We start from the raw sequence: 19,063 nt of genomic DNA, 5'->3' as shown, positions 1-19,063 counted from the left end.
CGGTTACATTCCGAACCCGGAAGTTAAGCCTGCCAGCGCCGATGGTACTGCACCGGGGACGGTGTGGGAGAGTAGGACACCGCCGGACAATCTTTGTGGAGGGCCACCCTTGTTGGGGTGGCCCTTCCGCATTTCCCGGGGGGTTTCCCCTGTGCGCCTGCTTGTTGGTGGGTGGTGCCCCGGCTGGGTTGGCCGGGGCTTTCGCATATCCAGGGGTGGCCGGCGCCGATTCGGAATGCTGTGGGGAACGTGGTGCGGGGCCGCACTCCGGTAGCGCAAACAGCCGGGGCTGCCGACCGGGCCAGGGGCGCGAGCGGGGAGATGTGGGAGGAGCGGAGCGGGCGGGAGGGAGGACCGCAGCGAAGGCCCAGCGGAGCGGGCTTCGCGAGGACCGGACCTTCCGACCGGCGCAGTGACGTCCCAACCCGCCCGACCCCAATCCACCCGACCACCACCCCCCACCACAAGTCCTCAAGTCCTCCCGCCCCGGGCGCAGTGACGTCCCAACCCGCCCGACCACCACCCCCCGCTACGAAAGCCCCCGCCCCAGACGCAGGGTTGTCCATACAGCACACGAATTGACAGTGGTTAACAGCGGAGGATAGGACCCTAAGGTGAGCCGTGGATCGTCGCCGCCCGAGGTGGCCGCTGAGGAAATGATCCGAGTTTCCGCAGGGAGGATTCTCCTTCGGGACGAGGGGACGCGGACGAGCTGGGTGGCCGAGACCGGCGATTTCCTGCTTGCGCCGTATCCCGTGACCTCCGCGCTGTACCGATCCGTCACCGGGGAAGCCCCGGTGAGCTTGCCGGTGAGCTTGCCGGTGAGCTCGGCGGGACCGCTGACGCCGGTGACCGAGGTCTCTTGGAACGACGCTGTCCGGTTCTGCAACCTCCTCTCGGAGGCGGCGGGGCTGACACCTTGCTACTCGATCGGAGACGACCTCAACGCCCAGGATGTGGCCTGCGACTGGAATGCCGACGGGTACCGGCTGCCGTCCGAGGCGGAGTGGGAGTATGCCTGCCGGGCCGGGACGACCGGCGTGCGGTACGGGGAACTCGACGAGATCGCCTGGTACCGGGAGAACTCCGGCGGGCGAGTGCACGAGGTCGGGACCAGAGCGCCGAACGCGGGGGGCCTGTACGACATGATCGGCAACGTGTGGGAATGGTGCTGGGACGTCTACGACCCCGCGGTGTACGGCCCCTACCGAGTGTTCCGCGGCGGAGGGGCGCATGACCTGCCCAGGGCGTGCCGGGCGTCGTGCCGTCGCAAGAGCCACCCGACGTTCCGCATCGACGACCTCGGCTTCCGCCTCGCCCGGTCTGCCTGAACCCGCCCTGCTCTACCTGAGCCCGGTCGTTACGGCGTGGGTGGCGTGACCGCGGCCCGCAGCAGGGGTTCGATGCGGAAGGGGATCTGGGTCGACAGGGCGATCGTCGTGTCGGTCCGCTGGACGGCGGGGGAGGCGAGGATGCGGGCGATGATCTCCTGGAGGTGCGGGGTGCTGCGGGCGACCACGCGGCACAGCAGGTCGGCCTGGCCGCTGGTGCCGTACACCTCGAGGATCTCCGGGATGTCGGCCAGCCACCGCACGGCGTCGGTCAGCCGGCCCTGTGCGATCTGCAGGGACGCGAAGGCGAGGATGGGGTAGCCGATCTGCTCCGTCGTGACCGTCGGACCGAAGTCGCTGATGACACCGCGTGCGGTGAGCTTGTCCAGCCGCGCCTGCACGGTGCCGCGGGCCACGCCGAGCAGGCGGGCCAGTTCGGTGAGCCCGATCCGGGGGTTGGCCCGCATGGTGGTCAGCAGGCGGCTGTCGAGCGCGTCGAGCATGCGCCGAGGGTACGCCCCGATTGAGCGAATCGACCAGTGCGACCAATCAGAAACCCGCCGATTTGAGCGTTTCGCACACCTCGACTGGTCACTCTTGCCAGCCAAAGGGTTACTTGCTGTCATATGGGAGTATGTTCGAAGAAGCGCAGTATTTCGCTCCGGTGGCGACGAAGGATGACGGATCCGTCGTCGTCGAGTTGGCCACGAGCCACCCCGGTTTCGCGGACGCCGTCTACCGCCAGCGGCGCAACGCGATCGCGGCGCTGGCGCTCGGCCACACCCCCGGTGACCCCATCCCGACGGCCGAGTACACCGACGAGGAGCACCACGTGTGGGCGCTCGTCACCAAGGAGCTGGCGGTCAAGCATCAGAAGTACGCGGTGCGCGAGTTCCTCGACGCGACCAGGCGGCTCGGCCTGCCCGAGGATCGCATCCCGCAACTCCAGGAGGTCGGCGACCTGCTGGAGCCGCTGACCGGATTCCGCTACCTGCCGGCGGCCGGGCTGGTCCCGCTCCGTGAGTTCTACGGCGTCCTGGCCGACGGCCTGTTCCACTCCACCCAGTACATCCGGCACCATTCCGTGCCCTTCTACACCCCCGAGCCGGACGTCATCCACGAGGTGATCGGGCACGCGAACACCCTGGCCTCGCCCCGTTTCGCCGCGCTGTACCGGGCCGCGGGCCGGGCGGCGCGTCGGGTGCAGACCGACGAGGCGCTGGAGTTCGTGTCCAAGGTGTTCTGGTTCACCCTGGAGTTCGGCGTCATGCGGGAGGACGGCGACCTCAGGGCGTACGGCGCGGGGATCCTCAGCTCGTACGGCGAGATCGAGGAGTTCCGCGGGATGGACATCCGCCCGCTCGACATCGCCGCGATGGGGACCACCCACTACGACATCACGAAGTATCAGGAGGTGCTCTTCGAGGCGGCCTCGTTCGACCACCTCGAAGACACGGTCGGGACGTTCTGGGACACCTGCGACGACGACACGATCGCCCGTCTGCTCGCGACGTCTTCGGTGTGAGCCAGGTCGTGAGCCGGCTCAGCGCGCGCCGACGATCAACAGGGCGTCACCGACTCCCCGCTCGACGCCGTCGGACGGACGGTTGACCACCTTCTTGCCGATGACCATGGTGGTCGACCCGCCGCCGTCCAGGTTGATCGCGTCGCGCGCGCCGAGCCAGCGCATGAGCTCGGCCGCCTCGAAGAACGACGCACCGATCGTGCTGCCCGGCGCACGGCCGTCGACGACCGCGATGACGAGCTTGCCGTTGCGGGTGACGCCGGCGAGCGTGCGCGGGTGGCGCCGCAGGATCATGTTGGTGTTGGCCATGCCGTCCCGCGACGCGGTGATCGAGGTCCTGCCGTTCCGGACCAGGCCGATCGCGCCGCCGATGATGTTGGTCTCCGGGGTGAGCGGGATGGGCTTGTTCGTCCGCAGGTCGGTGACCCGGGTCGTGACCGTGACGGTCGTGCCCTCGCCCGCGTGCTGCGACAGCCAGTCGGCGGCGGCTCCGACGCCGTGCAGCACGCGCGTGCCGGGCGTCACGGGACCGCCGGACCCGCGGACGGCGGTCACCCTGCCGGAGGCGTCGAGGACCACCTCGGTCCCGTCGTCCTGCGGGGTGTCCCGCCCGAGTTCCTCGGTGTACATGACCAGCTCGTCCGGCTTGGGCACCCGGTTGAGGCCGGTCACCTCGACCGTGGTCCCGTCGGCCGCACGGGCGGCGACCGAGGACGACAACTCGGTGACGTGGGCCGTACGGCCCCGCAGGACCAGGCCCACGCGACCGGCGACGGCCTCGCTGAGCAGCTTGCCGCCGACGACGGAGATGCCGGTGGGGTCGCCCCGGAAGGCGGGCAGCGTGTGGATGTCGAAGAAGCCGCCGTTCACGGCGGCGAGCGCCCCGGCGGCGGAGGCCATGGCCGAGACCTTCTCCCGCTTGGCGACGCTCGTGCCCAGAGACGCCTGGTAGGAGCCGCGGAACGTACGCGGGTCGACGACGATGACCCGCACGTTCCAGGGGCCGGTGGTGACGAAGCCGTCGTCGCCCTGGAAGTCGACCTTCGCGCTCACCCCGGCGTCCTTGAGCTGCTTGACGACCTCGGCGGCCTCGGCCTTCCGGTCGAGCGGCCAGCTGCCCACCCGGACCATGAAGTAGTCGCCGGCGGGGTAGTCCGCGACGGCGGGCCGGGTGAACTTCACGACGACGGGCTCGAGACCCGCCGCCTGTACGGCCGTCGCCTGGGCCTGCGCGTTGGCCTCGGACATGAAGTCCTTGCCGCCGACGACGACGCTGACCGTGTACCCGTCCTGGGGCCTGCCGTGGAGAAGGGTGAAGTAGCTGACTCCGGGGGCCAGGTTCTTGGCCGCCGACTTCGGGATCCCGGGCTCGCCGAGGGGGAAGCTCGTCGTCGGCAGTCCGGCGACGGGCTCGGCGGCGGCCGGGGCCGAAGGAATGGTCGCCGTCAGGGCCAGTACGGCGGCCCCGACGACCAGGCGGCGTCTCATGCGATTACTCCCCATTGGTGATCCTTGCGGGACTATCGTGGCGACAATCGCGTACGGAGACGACTGAAACGCGTCAAAGAGCATAAATTTCCCGACAGCGAGTCGGGCGTTCGGGGACATAAGCGCATAAAGTCGACGCGTCAGGGGGTGTGGGCGTCGATCTCCCGGGCTCGCTGGACGAACTCCTGCGCGGACCGGGCCTCGATGTGGACGAGCAGTCCGTCACGCCGCCGGGACATGCCCCAGTAGTGCGTGGTGGCCTGGCCCCACCAGATGGTCCATTTGGGGAAACGTGCGGACAGGGCCCGTACCACGACCGTCGGGCTGATTTGGGGTTCGCTCATCGTGGGCACGTTTCGAGGTAAGCACGATTCAGCCCGTGAGCGCGAGTATACGAAAAGTAGTCAGGTGCGATAGGACTTACACCCGGGACGACATACCTACTTTTCGGGTGTCAGCATCTCCGCAAGCAGCCGCCCATCAAGGCCTGTAACGGTCAAATCGTCTGCTCCGGTCATCGTCTCCGCCGCGACGAGCGCGTTGACGACGGCCTCTTCGGTCGCCTCGATGACCGCGTAGAAGAGCGGATCGAGATACTCGTCGGCGAGCACCGTGACCTGGAACGTGCGCGGAGGGGCCGCGTCGAGGGCGTTGGCCGGCAGGTTCCGGTTGCCGGTCGAGAAGCACAGGAAGCCGTCGCCGCTGGAGTTCTCCCCGGCGCCTCCCGTGCGCGCCACGCCGAGCCCGGCGCGCTGCGCCAGCCTGCGGCACTGGTGCGGCAGCAGGGGAGCGTCGGTGGCGACGATCCCGATGATCGACCCGGCCTCCTCGTTCGGCAGCGCCGAGGCCGGGAGGCTCCTGCCCACGTTGACGCCGTTGACCGTGAGCCGCTCCCGCCGTCCGTGGTTGGCCTGGACGAGCACGCCCACCGTGTAACCGTCCACCAGGCGGGAGGCCGTGCCGACGCCGCCCTTGAAGCCGTGGCAGATCATCCCGGTGCCGCCGCCGACCGCGCCCTCCGCGACCGGTCCGGTCGCGGCCTTCTCGTACGCCTCCCGGACGTGGGCGGCCTTCACGTGCCTGCCGTCGATGTCGTTGAGCATGCCGTCCCAGGTCTCGCCGACGACGGGCAGCGACCACGCCCGCCCGCCCTTGCCGAGCGAGCCGACCTCGATCTCGACGAGCGCGTCGCGGACCACGCCCACCGAGCCGGTGTTGGTCAGCCCGATCGGCGAGGCGAGCAGCCCGAAGTCCTGCAGGAACGCCATCCCGGTGATCTCGCCGTTGCCGTTGAGCCAGTGCAGCCCCGCGTAGAGGGGCTCGTCGAAGGCCGAGCCCTCGTGCGGGACGATCACGGTGACACCGGTGCGCACCGGGCCCTCGCCGACGACCCGGGGACCGCTCCCGCTGATCAGCGTGGTGTGCCCGACCCTCACTCCGGGAACGTCGGTGATGGCGTTGTGCTCGCCGGGCGTTCCGGTGCCGATGACGATGCCGAAATCCCGTGCTCTCAACGACAGCCCCTTCTCGATCAGGTGGTCTCGCGGCGGAAGGTCTCCAGGGCCAGCAGCGCGACGTGCAGCGACAGGCACGACTCGACGTCGTCGAGGTCGGTGTCGAGGACCCGCTCCAGCCGCCGCAGGCGGTCGTAGAACGCGGGACGGGACAGGTGGGCCTTCTGCGCGGCGACCGCCTTGTTGCGTCCCGCGTCGAGATAGATGCGCAGGATCCTGGTCAGGTCGCCGTGCCGCTGGGCGTCGTAGGCCAGCAGGGCCCCCAGCTCGCGCTCGGCGAAGGTCTGCAGCCGGGCGTCGTCGCGCAGCAGGTGCAGCAGGCCGCGCAGCCGCAGGTCGGGCAGGCGGTAGAACGGCCGCCCGTCGGGCTGGCGCACCGCGACCTCCGCCACCTGCTCGGCCTCCAGGAAGCTGCGCCGTACGTCCTTGATCGACTCGACGACCGAGCCGGCCGCCAGCACGAACGGCGTGGCGAAGTTCGCCCGCAGGCGCTCGGCCAGCGCGCCGAGCGCCGTCTCGGCGGCCATGCGGGGCGGCAGCGGCAGCAGCACTCCGACGCGGCTCTGGTCCAGCGCCCCCACCAGGGCGGGCAGCTTGGCCTCGCGGCAGGCGGCGGCTCCGGCCTCGGCGAGCTCGCCCAGCCTGGCCTGCTCGCCCAGCGCGCTGCCGGCGGGCGCGGTCAGCCGGATGACGGCGCTGACGAGCCTGCGGCCGGTGAGCGGGACGCCGACGGCGCGGGCGCGGGCGGCGGCCTCGTCCGGGTCGGCGTACGCGTGGGTGAGGATGCCGGTCAGTATGGTTCCGTGTGCCTGCCGCTCCAGGGACTCCTGGTGCCGCTCCAGCAGGCGGCTCAGCGCGAGCGTGGTCGCCGCGCGTTCGGCCAGCACGATGTCACGGGGGCTGGGCGGGCCGTCGCACAGCAGGATGAGCCGTCCCCAGTCCTGGCCGCGGGCGCCGACCATGGTCACCAGCCACCCGGCGGCGGCGTCGTAGGCGGTCCGCTCGGCCGGCATGACCGCGCGCGACCTCGTCTCCCAGTTGGCCAGCACGCTCCCGGTGTCGCCCCCGGCCGCGTCGCATGCCAGGACCTGGTGGGCCAGGTTCTCCAGCAGCACCGGGCGGCCGGAGAATCGGGCGACCTGGTTGAGCACCTCAGCCGGGGACGCGCCCTCGACGGACAGCTCGGTGAACACCTCGTGCAACTGCTCGGAGGCCCGCAGCTCCTGGAGCTGGATGTCGATGATCCGCGCGTGGACCGACTCGGTGATCTGCACGAAGGGCGTCTCGCGGGCCAGCGTGATCAGGGGTAGCCCGTGCTCCTCGGCGGCCTTCACCACCGCCCTCGGCAGCTCGCGGACGAACCTGCGGCCGAGCTCCACGATCAGGCCCGATGCGCCGACGGCGGCCAGCTCGCAGATGTAGTCGGCCAGCTTGTCGGGCTCGCTGGGCAGCGCCACCCCGGTCGTGAGGACGAGCTCGCCGCCGCGTAACAGGTGGGCGATGTCGTGGACCTCGCCCACGTGGACCCAGCGGACCCGGGTGTCCAGCCGGTCGCCGCCCGCCACCACCCGGGGGCTGCCACGCCGGACGGTGTCCAGCGCGAGCACGTCGGCGACCGTGGGGAGCATGTTCAGAGGCTACCTGATCAGCATGTAAGGATGACCCCCCAGTAGCTGACACGTTGAGGGTCGACTCTCGGTGCGGACGGGGTTCTCAACGCAGACGGGTGCCGAGACCGTCCAGGAGGGCCGTCAGGCCGAAGTCGAAGGCGAGCCGCCGGGCCACGAGGGGGTCGAAATCCTTGGCGTAGGACCTGTAGCGCTCCAGCAGGTTGGGCCGGTCCGCCGCCACCTTCGCCATGACCGGGTCCACGGCGGCCTGCAGCTCCGTCATGCTCTTGCCCGTCGCCTCCAGCGAGCTGAGGAAGGCGACCTCGGGGATCGTCGCTCCCAGCGTGTACGACACGACGGCCGTCATGGCGTAATCCACGTCGATGCCCTCGAACCCGGCGCGGATGAACGCGCCCATCAGCCGGTCGGACGCGGTGAGCGCGTTCGGCCCGAGCGCGGGGACCACGCCGATGAGGCTCGCGCTCCACGGGTGGTCGAAGACCGCCTGGCGCATGGCGTAGGCGAAGACGCCCGCCGTCTCCCGCCAGTCGGCGGCCTCGGGCAGCACGACGCCCGAGTAGACCTCGTCCATCACGAGCTCGATCAGCTCGTCCTTGTTGGCGACGTGCCAGTAGAGGCTGGTCGCCCCCGCGCCGAGCCGCGCGCCGAGCTTGCGCATGCTGAGCGCGTCGAGGCCCTCGGCGTCGAGCAGCTCCACGGCGGCCCGGACGATCTGGTCACGGCTGAGGCCCTGCTCGCGCCCTCCCTTGCGCTCGCGGGTCCAGACCGAGGAGAACGGCTTCGCTGACACGGCCTCACAATATTCGCTCGCACAGTGTTCGATTGAGTCGTACAGTGTCCGATACTACTCGCACACTGTTCGAGGTGAGCTTCATGTCCCATCCCCGACGCTGGTGGATCCTCGGCGTCCTCTGTCTGAGCCTGCTGACGCTGGTCGTGGACAACACCGTCCTCAACCTGGCGATCCCGTCGCTCATGCGCGACCTCGGCGCGACGCCGTCCGACGTGCAGTGGGTCATCGACGCGTACGTCCTGGTGTTCGCGGGCCTGCTGCTCACCGCGGGCAGCCTGTCCGACCGGTACGGCAGGCGCCGGATGCTCGTGATCGGCCTGGCGTTCTTCGGCGGGGCCTCGCTGGCGGCCACGCTCGCCACCGAGCCCTGGCAGCTCATCGCCGCACGCGCCTTGATGGGCGTCGGCGGCTCCTGCGTGATGCCGTCGACCCTGTCGATCCTGATCACCGTCTTCGACGAGAGCGAGCGGCGCAAGGCCATCGCCGCGTGGAGCTCGGTCGCCATGGTGGGCGTCATCGCCGGCCCGACGGTCGGCGGGTTCCTGCTCCAGCACTACTACTGGGGCTCGGTCTTCCTGATCAACGTGCCGATCGCGGTGCTGGCGATCGTCGCGGCCTTCGCGCTCATGCCGGAGACGTACGGCGAGACGCGGCGGGCCGACCCGCTCGGCGTGGTCCTGTCCACGGCCGGGATGGGCGGGCTGGTCTGGGCCGTCATCTCGGCGCCCGGCGGGCACTTCAACCCCCTGGCCGTGGCGGTCTCGGTGGCCGCTCTGGTGGCGTTCGTGCTGTGGGAGCGCCGCAACGCCCACCCCATGCTGCCGCTCGGCCTGTTCCGGGACCGCTCGTTCAGCGGCGCGTGCTTCTCCATCGTGCTGCTGTCGTTCGGCGCGGGCGCGCTCATGCTCGCGCTCACGCAGTATCTGCAGTTCGTCCTGGGTTACGACCCGCTGAAGGCGGGTTTCGCCCTGCTGCCGTACGTGGTGGCGGCGATGGTGTTCAACGGCCTGGGCGCCGCGCTGGGCAAGAAGGTGAGCAACCGGGTGCTCATCGCCTCCGGCCTGGTCGTCATGGCCGCGGGGTTCGCGCTGCTGTCCACGCTCACCGGCGGGTACGGCACGATGATCGTCGGCCTGATGATCATGGGGGTGGGTGGCGGCCTGGCCGGCCCCGCGTCGTACGCGACGCTGATGGGCGCGGTGCCGCCCGAGCGCGCCGGGGTCGGCTCCGCGCTCAACGACACCGTGCAGCAGGTCGGCATGGCGCTGAGCGTCGCCGTCCTCGGCAGCGTGCTCGCCGGGGCCTACACCGCGGCCATGCCGGAGTCTGCGCCCCCGGCGGCCCGCGAGTCGATCGGCGTCGCGGTGAACCTGGGCGACCCCGCCGTGGCCGCCGCCGGGCGCGAGGCGTTCGTGTCGGCGATGTCCGTCGGCTCGTGGGTGGGCGCGGCCTGCTCGCTCGCGGCGGCCCTGGTCGCGCTGCTGGTCCTGCGCCGGAAGGTCGCCGGGGCGGCTCCCGCGCAGGAGCCCGCGGCGCCCAGCACTGTGTAAGGGAAATTCGAGGCATCTCATACAGGCTGACGGGTGAGCCGGTCGCCCGTCAGCCGGGATACTCGGAGCATGTCGGACCTTCTCGCACGCCATCGCGCGGTCATGCCGAACTGGATGGCCCTGTACTACAACGAGCCCATCGAGATCGTCGGCGGCAAGGGGAACCGCGTCGTCGACGCGAACGGGAAGAGCTATCTCGATTTCTTCGCCGGGATCCTGACCAACATGATCGGGTACGACGTGCCCGAGGTGCGGGAGGCCGTCGAGCGCCAGCTCGCCACCGGCGTCGTCCACACCTCGACGCTGTACCTTATCCGCAGCCAGGTCGAGCTGGCCGAGAAGATCGCCCGCCTGTCGGGCATCCCGGACGCCAAGGTCTTCTTCACCAACTCCGGAACCGAGGCCAACGAGACGGCCCTGCTGCTGGCCACCTACGCCCGCGGGTCCGACCAGGTCCTCGCCATGCGGCAGAGCTACCACGGCCGGTCGTTCGGCGCGGTCAGCGTGACCTCCAACCGGTCCTGGAAGAACAACTCCCTGTCGCCGCTCAACGTGCACTTCCTGCACGGGGCCGACCGCCACCTCGCCCAGTTCCGCGGCATGTCGGACGCCGACTACGTCGCCGCCTGCGTGGACGACCTGCGTCACGTGCTCGCCACGGCCGTCACCAAGGACGTCGCCGCGCTGATCGCCGAGCCGATCCAGGGCGTGGGCGGCTTCACGATGGCCCCCGACGGGTTGTTCGCCGCGTACAAGGAGGTCCTCGACGAGGAGGGCATCCTGTTCATCTCCGACGAGGTGCAGACCGGCTGGGGCCGTACGGGATCGGCGTTCTTCGGGATCCAGAACCACGGCGTGACGCCGGACATGATGACCTTCGCCAAGGGGCTCGGCAACGGCTTCGCGGTCGGCGGCATCGTGGCGCGCGGCGACCTCATGGACGGTCCGCACGCGGTGGGTCTGTCCACCTTCGGCGGCAACCCGATCTCGATGGCGGCGGCCAACGCGACGCTCGACTACGTGCTCGACCACGACCTGCAGGCCAACGCGGCGCGCACCGGCGAGATCATCCTGTCCGGCCTGCGCGAGGCCGCCGGCCGGTTGCCCGTCGTCGGCGACGTGCGGGGCCGGGGCCTGATGTTCGCCGTCGAGCTGGTCGACCCCGGGACCGGCGAGCCCGCCCCCGCGCTGGCCGCCCGTTTCATGGAGGAGACCAAGAGGCTCGGCCTGCTCGCCGGGAAGGGCGGCCTGTACGGCAACACGCTGCGCATGGCTCCGCCGCTCACGCTCACCGAGGACGAGGCTCGCGAGGGCCTGGGCATCCTCGTCACCGCTCTGGAGGCCGTCAACGATGAAGCACGTTAACCACTGGATCGCCGGTGCCCGCGCCGGGGAGGCCGGTCGTACGGCCGACCTGTTCGACCCGGCGACCGGCGAGGTGAGCGGTCAGGTGTCGCTGGCCTCGGTCGAGGAGGTCGACGCGGCGGTGGAGGCGGCCGCGGCGGCCTTCCCGGCCTGGCGCGACGCCTCGCTCACCAAGCGCGCCCAGGTCCTGTTCCGGTTCCGCGAGCTGCTCGACGCGCACCGCGACGATCTCGCCGCGCTGATCAGTGCCGAGCACGGCAAGGTGCACTCCGACGCGCTGGGCGAGGTGGCCCGCGGCCTGGAGGTCGTGGAGTTCGCCTGCGGGATCCCCCACCTGCTCAAGGGCGGCTACTCGGAGAACGTCTCGACCCGGGTCGACTCCTACTCCATCCGCCAGCCGCTCGGCGTCGTGGCGGGCATCACCCCGTTCAACTTCCCGGCGATGGTGCCGATGTGGATGTTCCCGGTGGCGATCGCCTGCGGGAACACGTTCGTGCTCAAGCCCTCCGAGCGCGACCCCTCCGCGTCCCTGCTGCTCGCGGAGCTGTGGCAGCGGGCCGGCCTGCCCGACGGCGTGTTCAACGTGGTCCAGGGCGACAAGGCGGCGGTGGACCGGCTGCTGGAGCACCCGTCCGTACGGGCCGTGTCGTTCGTCGGCTCCACGCCGATCGCGCGGTACGTGTACGAGACGGGCACGGCGCACGGCAAGCGGGTGCAGGCGCTCGGCGGTGCCAAGAACCACATGCTCGTGCTGCCCGACGCCGACCTCGACCTCGTCGCCGACTCGGCCGTCTCGGCGGGCTTCGGCTCGGCGGGGGAGCGGTGCATGGCGATCTCCGTGGTGCTCGCGGTCGACCCGATCGGCGACGAGCTGGTCGAGAAGATCGTGTCGCGGGTGCGGGACCTCCAGATCGGCCCGGGGAACGACCCCGAGTCGCAGATGGGCCCGCTCGTCACCGCCGCCCACCGGGACAAGGTTGCGTCCTACCTCGACCTCGGCGTCGAGGAGGGGGCCAAGCTCGTGGTCGACGGCCGGGAGACCCCGGTGCGCGGCGGCCGGGGGAACGGCTTCTGGCTCGGCCCGACCGTCCTCGACCACGTGCCGCCGAACTCCCGCGTCCACCGCGAGGAGATCTTCGGCCCGGTGCTGTCGATCGTGCGCGTCCGGTCGTACGAGGAGGGCCTGGAGCTGATCAACACCGGCGAGTACGGCAACGGCACGGCGATCTTCACCAACGACGGCGGCGCGGCCCGGCGCTTCCAGAACGAGGTCGAGGTCGGCATGATCGGCGTCAACGTGCCGATCCCGGTGCCGATGGCCTACTACAGCTTCGGCGGCTGGAAGGCCTCGCTGTTCGGCGACACCCACGTGCACGGCACCGAGGGGGTCCACTTCTACACCAGAGGCAAGGTCGTCACCTCGCGGTGGCTCGACCCCTCCCACGGCGGCGTGAACCTGGGCTTCCCGACCAACGCCTGAGACCGCACCCCAAGAACCGCGCCCAGGCCACCCCGGGCGCGGTTCCGCGTCTTCCCCGGGAGCTCTGAGTTCGTCCGCGGCGGCCCTTCAGCCGCGTCACTCGCACTCGGGCAGATGCCACAGCTTCAGCAGCGACTTCGGGACCTTGGCGAGGCAGCCGCCGGTGTCGCCGCGATACTCCCAGCCATGGTGGCCGCGCTTGCGCCACACGTGCGGGCCGTCCTGGTAGCTGACAGGGTCGCCCTTGATGCCGATGAAGCCGACGGCCCAGTACACGTCCTTCGTGGAGGTGGCACCTCTGATCTTGCCGTAGTAGACCTGCTTCGGTCCGTCGACCTTCGCGCGGGTGCCGGGACGGGACTTCCCGTAGTACTGCTTCCAGAAGGCGTCGGCGAGCTTGTGCCGGATCTTCTCCGTCAGCCGGAGGTTGACCGCCTTGCCGTGCGCCTGTCTCGCCGTCGTGGGAAGCGGCACCGCGGCCGCCGCCGGAAGGGAGGCGGTCAGCGTGATCGTCGCCGTCACAGCGGCCGACAGGCAGGTCGTCCATCTGGTCATGTTCGATCACTCCCTGCTGAGGACCTGTTGAGGACCTGTTTAGGGGCCGTACAAGCGCATGCCCGCGCGACGCGGCATCCGATGTCGCCGGTGGAACGGCGTCCTTCCCGCTGGCCTCCTTGCGACCGTAAATCGACCGGTTTACCAGGGCGAGAAGCCGGCAGAATTCGAGTCTCCTTCGTTATCGGCAGGGAGCCGGGTGATCAGGCCGCAACATGTGCGGGTGTCATCGGTGATCCCCTGAGGAGTGGCGTGGCCTGATGCGCCGGCTGAATTCAGCTCGGCGGGGCCGGAAGGACCTGGTGCCGCCGTCACGGCTTGCCGGTTCGCGGGCTACGGCCAGGGGGCCGGGACGGGCCAGTAGGCTCGGGGCGTCCGTCTTTTCTCCTGGGGGTCGTGCGTGCGCCGTTCACACCTGGTCGCGGCGGTCGCGGCCGTGGGACTGCTCGCCACCGCCTGCGCGGGCCGCCCCGCGCCCGTGACCGAGGTGGCCACGCCGGGCACCTCGGCGGCCGCGGCGACCGCCTCCCGCAGCGCAGGTCCCAGCCCGTCGTCCGGCGGTCCCACGCCCACCCCCGTCGCGTCCCTCGGTTCGGGCGAGGGGACGGTCAGCGTGGTCGCGATCGACGGGTACGCCGAGTGGGGCGGCGTCGATCCCAAGGTCAAGTGGGTCGGCACGTTCGAGAAGGAGACGGGCTGCAAGGTCAGCCTGCGGTACTACGACCCCCGCCAGGAGGAGAAGCCGGGCGACTTCCCGCCGTCGTCGTTCGACGTGATCTCCGCGACGCCGGAGGTGGGCGGCCGGCTGGTGAACGAGGGCAAGGCCGCCCCGCTCAACACCGCTCTGCTGCACGGCTACGACAAGATCCCCAAGCGGCTGCGCACGCTGCCGTCGGTCACGCGGGACGGGCGGGTGTACGGCGTGCCGTACGTGTGGGCGACCAACGAGGTCCTCTACGACGCCGGCAAGGTCAGGCCCGACGGCCCGCAGTCGCTCTTCAAGGACAGGGGGCCCGTGTTGCTGCGGGACCGTCCGCTGTCGCTGGCCGACGCCGCGCTGGCGCTCAAGGCGGAAGGCGCCGACGTCGGCGCGGACATCAAGGACCCCTTCGACCTCACCGACGCCCAGCTCGACGCCGCCGCCGAGTTGTTCACGTCCAACGAGGACGGCCGCCGCACCTTCTGGCGCGATCCCGTCGAGGTCGTCCAGGGCTTCGCGACCGGGTCCGTACGGCTCGCGCAGGCCACGCCGTACCACCTGGACGTGCTCAGGCGGGGGCACAAGCCGGTCAGGGCGCTGACGGACCGGCCGGTGACCGGATGGGCCGACGCGTGGATGCTGTCGGCCCAGGCCCCGCATCCCTCGTGCGCGTACAAGTGGCTCGACTTCACCATGTCGGCGGATGTGCAGCGCAAGGTGTCCGCCTGGACGGGCCTCGCCCCGGCCAACCCCGAGGCGTGCACCGGCGCGGCCCGCCGGATCTGCACGGACTACCGCGTGGGCACCTCCCGGGCGTTCCGGGGCGTCTACTTCGCCGTGCGTCCCGAGGCGTACGACAAGTGGGTGGAGCGCTGGTCGCGCGTGGTGTCCTGATCCGCACCGTGTCCTGATCCGCACCGTGTCTTGATCAGCATCGTGTCCTGATCAGCGCCGTGTCCTGATCAGCACCGTGAACGGCGCCGGTCGGGCCGCCGCATGTGCCGCTCTTCAGTGCGAGGCCCTGCCGGTGACGGAGCCGTCCGACTGGACGTCCTGGGGTGGGCGCGTGGGGAAGATGGTGCAGGCGAGCGGCCAGAACACCAGCCAGACCAGCATGACGAACGTGAGACGGCCGGCCCACTCCAGGAGCGCCACCGTGCGTTCGAGGTCGCCGATGACGACGACGCCGGCCAGCAGCAGGCCGCAGGCGACGGCCCAGCCGATCATGCCCTTGCCCCAGGAGCGCCATTCGTCTCGGGCCCGCTCCTTGCCGTAACGCTTGCGCCGGTCCGGCGGCGGCCCGCCGGCGAAGCGGTGGGCGAACCTGACGTCGGCCCACCGGACCATGTCGTGCCCGAAGGCGACGGTGAACCCCAGGTAGGCCGCGGCCAGGCCGTGTGTGAACTCCGCCCGGCCGCCGCCGCGGAGGTCGGCCACGCTCGCGACGAGGAGGACCAGGTCCACCAGGGGGACGGCGAGCAGCAGCAGGCCGCCGAGCCGCCGCCGGCGCAGGAGGTACCGTACGGCGAGCCCGGCGCCCAGCAGCACCCAGAACGCGACCTCGCAGGCGACGATCAGTCCGAACAGCATCCCGGCTCCTTTTTCGCATGACGTGCGACAAACCTTTTTCATACATTGTGCTATAAAAGTCCGCGGGATGCGTGGTTGGAGGAGCCGTGCCCAAGATCGTGGACCACCAGGTGCGGCGGGAGGAGATCGCCGAGGCGCTGTGGCGGGTCGTGCGCCGGGACGGCGTCGGCGCCGCCACGGTCCGCAGCATCGCCGCGGAGGCCGGCTGGTCACCGAGCGCGCTGCGACACTACTTCTCGACCCAGGCGGAGCTGCTCGCCTTCGCGATGGAGCATGTCGTCACACGGGTCCGCGCGCGTATCGAGACCACCGACTTCCAAGGCCCCGTCCGCGTCGCCGTACGCCGCCTGCTGGAGGAGCTGCTGCCCATGGACGCGGAGCGGCGCGCGGAGGCGGAGGTCTGGTTGCGGCTGACCACGCGCGCCCAGGGCGACCCGACCGCCACCGACTGGTTGCGCCGCGCGAACGACGGCACGGGGGAGGTGGCGGCCATCGTCGTCGGCGTGCTCGCCGCCGAGGGGGAGCTCGCCGGCCACCGGGACCCCGGGTTCGAGGCGGCGCGGCTGCACGCCCTCATCGACGGTCTGGCCATCCATGTCCTGACCAGGCCGGAGTCGATGCCGCCCGAGCGCATGAGCGCGCTGCTGGCCGCCCATCTGGAGGATCTGGCGACCTGAGGACGTCACGAGGCGGGCGTCACGAGGCGGGCGTCACGAGGCGGGTGTCACGAGGCGGGGGGAAGCTTCGCGACCGCGGCCTGGAGGGCCGGCCCCGAGATGTCGGCGAAGCCGCCGCCCGGATAGTCGACCAGCCACACGTGCAGCATGTCGGTCTCCCGGGGCGGGTCGCAGAGGGGGCAGGTGTGGGAGTGCCACGGCGTGAGCGAGCCGATCGCCGGCCCCCGGGTCCCCGGCGGCATGACGAACACCGCGCCCAGCAGGGTCTTCCTCCCGTGATAGACCAGCACCTCCGGCTGCGCCGGGTCGAGGACCAGGCCGTCCTGCAGCAGCGCGGGGTTGGCGAGCTGCTGGACGCCGTCGTTGTCGGTCCAGACCCGGTAGCCCGCGCGCTCCGCGTCCGCGGCGGTCGGCAGCCGACCGGCGGTCTCCCGCCGGACCGCCGCCGCCAGAGCCTCGGCCGCGCTCGTCGCGGTGTCGGCCGCCACCACGCCCGCGCCTGGCGTGAGGGGCCCCGCGGCCGCCGCCGTGGTGCCGGCGGCAGAGGAGGCGCCCGTACCGGAGGCGCCCGTACCGGAGGGGGCGGCGTCCGGCGCGGCCGGAGGCTGGGGCGCCCCATGGTGGTGATGCCCCGCGAGCGGTTCCGGCGAGGCCGTGGCGGGTCGCGCGACCAGGATGTCGTCGAAGGCCGTGGTGCCCCAGGAGGTGAAACTGACGCAGACCGCGGCGGCGACCAGGCAGGCGACCACGGCCGCGCCGACTCGTCCCGCCGACGGGCTCCCGCCGGTGAGCATGCCGATCAGCCGGCGGCCGCCGGCGCGCCCTGCCGTGGTCCCGGCACCCGTGGTCCCGGCGCCCTTGGCGCCGGCACGTACGGCGTTGGCGCGCACGGAAGTGGTCCTCGCGGCATCGGCGCCCAGGGCCCTGCCGCCCTTGGCCGCGGCACGAGTGGTCTTGGCGCCGGTGGTTCTGACAGGCATGGCTCCGGCGCGAGTGTTTTTGGAGCCTGCGGTTTTGGATCCCGCGGTTTTGGGACCCGCGGCGCGCGTGGATCTGCCGCGTGTCGCCGCCGCCCGGCCCGTCGCGTCCCTGCCCGTGGCCGGTGCCAGGGCATCCGCGAGCGCGTCGTCCGCGCCCGCGTCGTCCGTGACCGACGCGTACGCGACGAGGGCCGGCGCGGCCACCGTGAGCACCGTCTCCAGGAGAGCCGCGAGCGCCTCGGGGGCGCCTCCCGGGTCGGGGGTCCATGCGTCAGGGCCGAGGGGGAGCCCGGCCGTCCTGCCGACCAGCCAGATCACGACCAGGGCGAGGTTGACGAACCCGCCGGTCAGAAGCACCACCTGGGTGGGACGGAGGAGCACGGCCGCCGCCCAGGCCAGCTGCACCCATCCCGCGACGGCGAACAGCACGCCGTGCCCGGGAGACACGGCGAAGTGATCGGGCATCACGCCGAAATGGATCGCGGCCGATCCCGCGGCCAGCGCGGCCAGAGTCAGCGGCGGCGCGCCGCGCATTTTGTCCACGTTGCGCATTATTGGACGCGGTGATCTCCGGAGGGAAGGCCTCAAAATAGGAGCAACCCGGCACTGGTCGGAGGTGCCCAGGAACAGCGGCACGTCACCGGGCCCGCGACCGTACCCGCAGGCCGAAGCCGCCCGGTGGTTCTGCGACTTCGCGACACCTCACGCGTGCTCGCGTCCTGGGCGGGACGGGGTGCTGACGACCGCCGGATCGCGAGCGCCGTATCGGATCCCGCGAAAACCCGCCATTCACTGGAAGTGATCTCATCGCTACCGATAGAAATGGCGTGAGAGAAGAGATCCAGGGTGACGCGGCCTCGGGCCGCGCCACCCGCCCCACCCCCGTTCACATCAACGGTGCGGGCGGGTCGCCGGCCAGGAACGGAGGCGGCGGCTGGGCCGAGTCGACCATGTCGGTCGGCAGCATCCAGCTCTCACCGGGATGGGCGTGGCTGAGCTGTTCGGAGATCCCGTCGAAGGCGGCGGTTGCCAGGTGATGGCCCCTGGCGGCCGCGATTCGGAACCAGTAGGCGGCCGACCAGCCCTCACCCTTGTCCTGGTGGATGAGCGCCAGCTGGTAGGCGGCCTCCGGATGGCCTCCGGGGTCGGCGGCCAGCCGGTAGAAGAACATCGCGATCTCGACCCGGTCGGCAAGCTGATGGCTGCGGCCGCAGCGGTAGGCGTAATCGGCTGCCATCTGGTGCCGGCGCGGATGCGACAGCAACTCCAGGGCGTCGCCGTGGCCGGCTTGGGCGGCCTCCGTCAGCCGCTGGATGCCCTCGTGGGCATGTCCGCGCAGCAGCGCGGTCACCGCCAGGCTCACTCCGACCTTGATGTCGAAAGGGCGGTCCTTCATCAGTCGTACGCCCGTCCTGCCGTAGACCTCCAGCAGGTGCTGGGCGTGTTCGTCCAGCTGTCCCGGGTCCTCTGCGGGTGGCGCGGGTCCGTCTTCGGCCGCAGGAGCCGGCAACGGGGGTGCGGGCGGCGCCGACTCCTCCAACGGCTCCCCCAAGGGCTCCCCCAACGGCTCGCCGTCGACGGCGGCGGCCGACTGGCCGGCCCGGGCGGCGCACCAGCGGGCGTGCCAGTCCGTCAGCGTGCCCATGGTCTCGGTCGGCAGCCCGGTCTGTTCGGCCGCGGCGTGGCAGGCGGTCACGAACGAGGCCACCCATGGCCAAGCGGGGACCCTTTTCCGCTTTCCGGTCAATATGTCGTGCGTGGTGCTCCTGGCTAGAAGTCGGTGTTGGCGTCCGTTATCGCCGCTACCGCCCGACAACTTTCTCAATTCGGACATCGTTGGTGAGCCTGCCTGGTCGTGCAGCGTTTTGAGCTGCGCGAGGAAGG

17 protein-coding genes and 1 rRNA gene are annotated in these 19,063 nt (G+C 71.0%); 8 read left to right on the top strand and 10 right to left on the bottom strand.

Going from position 1 to position 19,063, the window contains the following annotated elements:
• Both rrf and ABZ857_RS08060 read left to right on the top strand, forming a co-directional pair.
• Window positions 1-88: ribosomal RNA gene (gene rrf, locus ABZ857_RS08065) — 5S ribosomal RNA — on the top strand; the annotation flags it as partial.
• Between the two features lie 568 nt (window positions 89-656).
• A complete protein-coding gene (locus tag ABZ857_RS08060; RefSeq protein WP_357039355.1) occupies window positions 657-1,331 on the top strand; it encodes an SUMF1/EgtB/PvdO family nonheme iron enzyme in 675 nt (224 codons plus the stop codon).
• A gap of 29 nt (window positions 1,332-1,360) precedes the next feature.
• Here ABZ857_RS08060 and ABZ857_RS08055 read toward each other — a convergent pair whose 3' ends face one another.
• Window positions 1,361-1,834, bottom strand: coding sequence for an Lrp/AsnC family transcriptional regulator (locus tag ABZ857_RS08055; protein ID WP_357039352.1), 474 nt, complete (start codon window positions 1,832-1,834; stop codon window positions 1,361-1,363).
• A gap of 131 nt (window positions 1,835-1,965) precedes the next feature.
• Here ABZ857_RS08055 and ABZ857_RS08050 point away from each other — a divergent pair, with 131 nt between their 5' ends.
• A complete protein-coding gene (locus ABZ857_RS08050) occupies window positions 1,966-2,856 on the top strand; it encodes a phenylalanine 4-monooxygenase (RefSeq protein ID WP_357039349.1) in 891 nt (296 codons plus the stop codon).
• A gap of 18 nt (window positions 2,857-2,874) precedes the next feature.
• Here the strand turns inward: ABZ857_RS08050 and ABZ857_RS08045 are convergent, their stop codons facing one another.
• From ABZ857_RS08045 to ABZ857_RS08025, 5 genes are all read right to left on the bottom strand, one after another.
• A complete protein-coding gene (locus tag ABZ857_RS08045; RefSeq protein WP_357039346.1) occupies window positions 2,875-4,344 on the bottom strand; it encodes a phosphodiester glycosidase family protein in 1,470 nt (489 codons plus the stop codon).
• A gap of 140 nt (window positions 4,345-4,484) precedes the next feature.
• A complete protein-coding gene (locus tag ABZ857_RS08040) occupies window positions 4,485-4,688 on the bottom strand; it encodes a hypothetical protein (RefSeq protein ID WP_357039344.1) in 204 nt (67 codons plus the stop codon).
• Window positions 4,689-4,784: 96 nt separating this feature from the next.
• A complete protein-coding gene (locus tag ABZ857_RS08035) occupies window positions 4,785-5,858 on the bottom strand; it encodes a P1 family peptidase (RefSeq protein ID WP_357039341.1) in 1,074 nt (357 codons plus the stop codon).
• Window positions 5,859-5,875: 17 nt separating this feature from the next.
• Window positions 5,876-7,486, bottom strand: a complete 1,611-nt coding sequence (locus tag ABZ857_RS08030; RefSeq protein WP_357039338.1) for a PucR family transcriptional regulator ligand-binding domain-containing protein — start codon at window positions 7,484-7,486, stop codon at window positions 5,876-5,878.
• 85 nt (window positions 7,487-7,571) lie between these two features.
• Complete coding sequence (locus ABZ857_RS08025; protein ID WP_357039335.1) at window positions 7,572-8,279, bottom strand: TetR/AcrR family transcriptional regulator C-terminal domain-containing protein; 708 nt, start codon at window positions 8,277-8,279, stop codon at window positions 7,572-7,574.
• Between the two features lie 83 nt (window positions 8,280-8,362).
• Between ABZ857_RS08025 and ABZ857_RS08020 the strand changes: the two genes are divergently transcribed.
• The 3 genes from ABZ857_RS08020 (at window position 8,363) to ABZ857_RS08010 (ending at window position 12,677) form a co-directional block, all read left to right on the top strand.
• Window positions 8,363-9,832: an MFS transporter gene (locus ABZ857_RS08020; RefSeq protein WP_357039332.1), complete on the top strand. Its 1,470-nt coding sequence runs from the start codon at window positions 8,363-8,365 to the stop codon at window positions 9,830-9,832.
• A 69-nt stretch (window positions 9,833-9,901) separates the two neighbouring features.
• Entirely contained in the window at window positions 9,902-11,197 is a 1,296-nt protein-coding gene (locus tag ABZ857_RS08015; protein WP_357039329.1) for an aspartate aminotransferase family protein, read from the top strand.
• Window positions 11,184-12,677, top strand: a complete 1,494-nt coding sequence (locus tag ABZ857_RS08010; protein ID WP_357039326.1) for a CoA-acylating methylmalonate-semialdehyde dehydrogenase — start codon at window positions 11,184-11,186, stop codon at window positions 12,675-12,677. Before ABZ857_RS08015 ends, ABZ857_RS08010 begins: the two co-directional genes overlap by 14 nt.
• 96 nt (window positions 12,678-12,773) lie before the next feature.
• On the opposite strand, the gene ABZ857_RS08005 is transcribed toward ABZ857_RS08010, so the two are convergent.
• Entirely contained in the window at window positions 12,774-13,232 is a 459-nt protein-coding gene (locus tag ABZ857_RS08005; protein WP_357039323.1) for a hypothetical protein, read from the bottom strand.
• Window positions 13,233-13,632: 400 nt separating this feature from the next.
• On the opposite strand from ABZ857_RS08005, the gene ABZ857_RS08000 reads away from it, so the two are divergent.
• Window positions 13,633-14,826 (top strand): extracellular solute-binding protein, encoded by a 1,194-nt coding sequence (locus ABZ857_RS08000; RefSeq protein WP_357039320.1) that lies wholly within the window; start codon window positions 13,633-13,635, stop codon window positions 14,824-14,826.
• Window positions 14,827-14,940: 114 nt separating this feature from the next.
• Here ABZ857_RS08000 and ABZ857_RS07995 read toward each other — a convergent pair whose 3' ends face one another.
• Complete coding sequence (locus ABZ857_RS07995; protein WP_357039317.1) at window positions 14,941-15,522, bottom strand: hypothetical protein; 582 nt, start codon at window positions 15,520-15,522, stop codon at window positions 14,941-14,943.
• A gap of 86 nt (window positions 15,523-15,608) precedes the next feature.
• Here ABZ857_RS07995 and ABZ857_RS07990 point away from each other — a divergent pair, with 86 nt between their 5' ends.
• Window positions 15,609-16,199, top strand: a complete 591-nt coding sequence (locus ABZ857_RS07990; protein ID WP_357039314.1) for a TetR/AcrR family transcriptional regulator — start codon at window positions 15,609-15,611, stop codon at window positions 16,197-16,199.
• A gap of 47 nt (window positions 16,200-16,246) precedes the next feature.
• Here ABZ857_RS07990 and ABZ857_RS07985 read toward each other — a convergent pair whose 3' ends face one another.
• Both ABZ857_RS07985 and ABZ857_RS07980 read right to left on the bottom strand, forming a co-directional pair.
• The gene (locus ABZ857_RS07985; protein WP_357039313.1) at window positions 16,247-17,722 is read right to left on the bottom strand and encodes a hypothetical protein; all 1,476 of its coding nucleotides are present in this window, start codon (window positions 17,720-17,722) and stop codon (window positions 16,247-16,249) included.
• Between the two features lie 343 nt (window positions 17,723-18,065).
• Window positions 18,066-18,875, bottom strand: coding sequence for a hypothetical protein (locus tag ABZ857_RS07980; RefSeq protein ID WP_357039310.1), 810 nt, complete (start codon window positions 18,873-18,875; stop codon window positions 18,066-18,068).
• Window positions 18,876-19,063: the final 188 nt, after the last annotated feature.

It is taken from the genome of Microbispora sp. NPDC046933 (genome assembly GCF_040644635.1).
GTDB lineage: Bacteria > Actinomycetota > Actinomycetes > Streptosporangiales > Streptosporangiaceae > Microbispora.
This window is presented reverse-complemented; position numbering and strand designations above follow the sequence as displayed.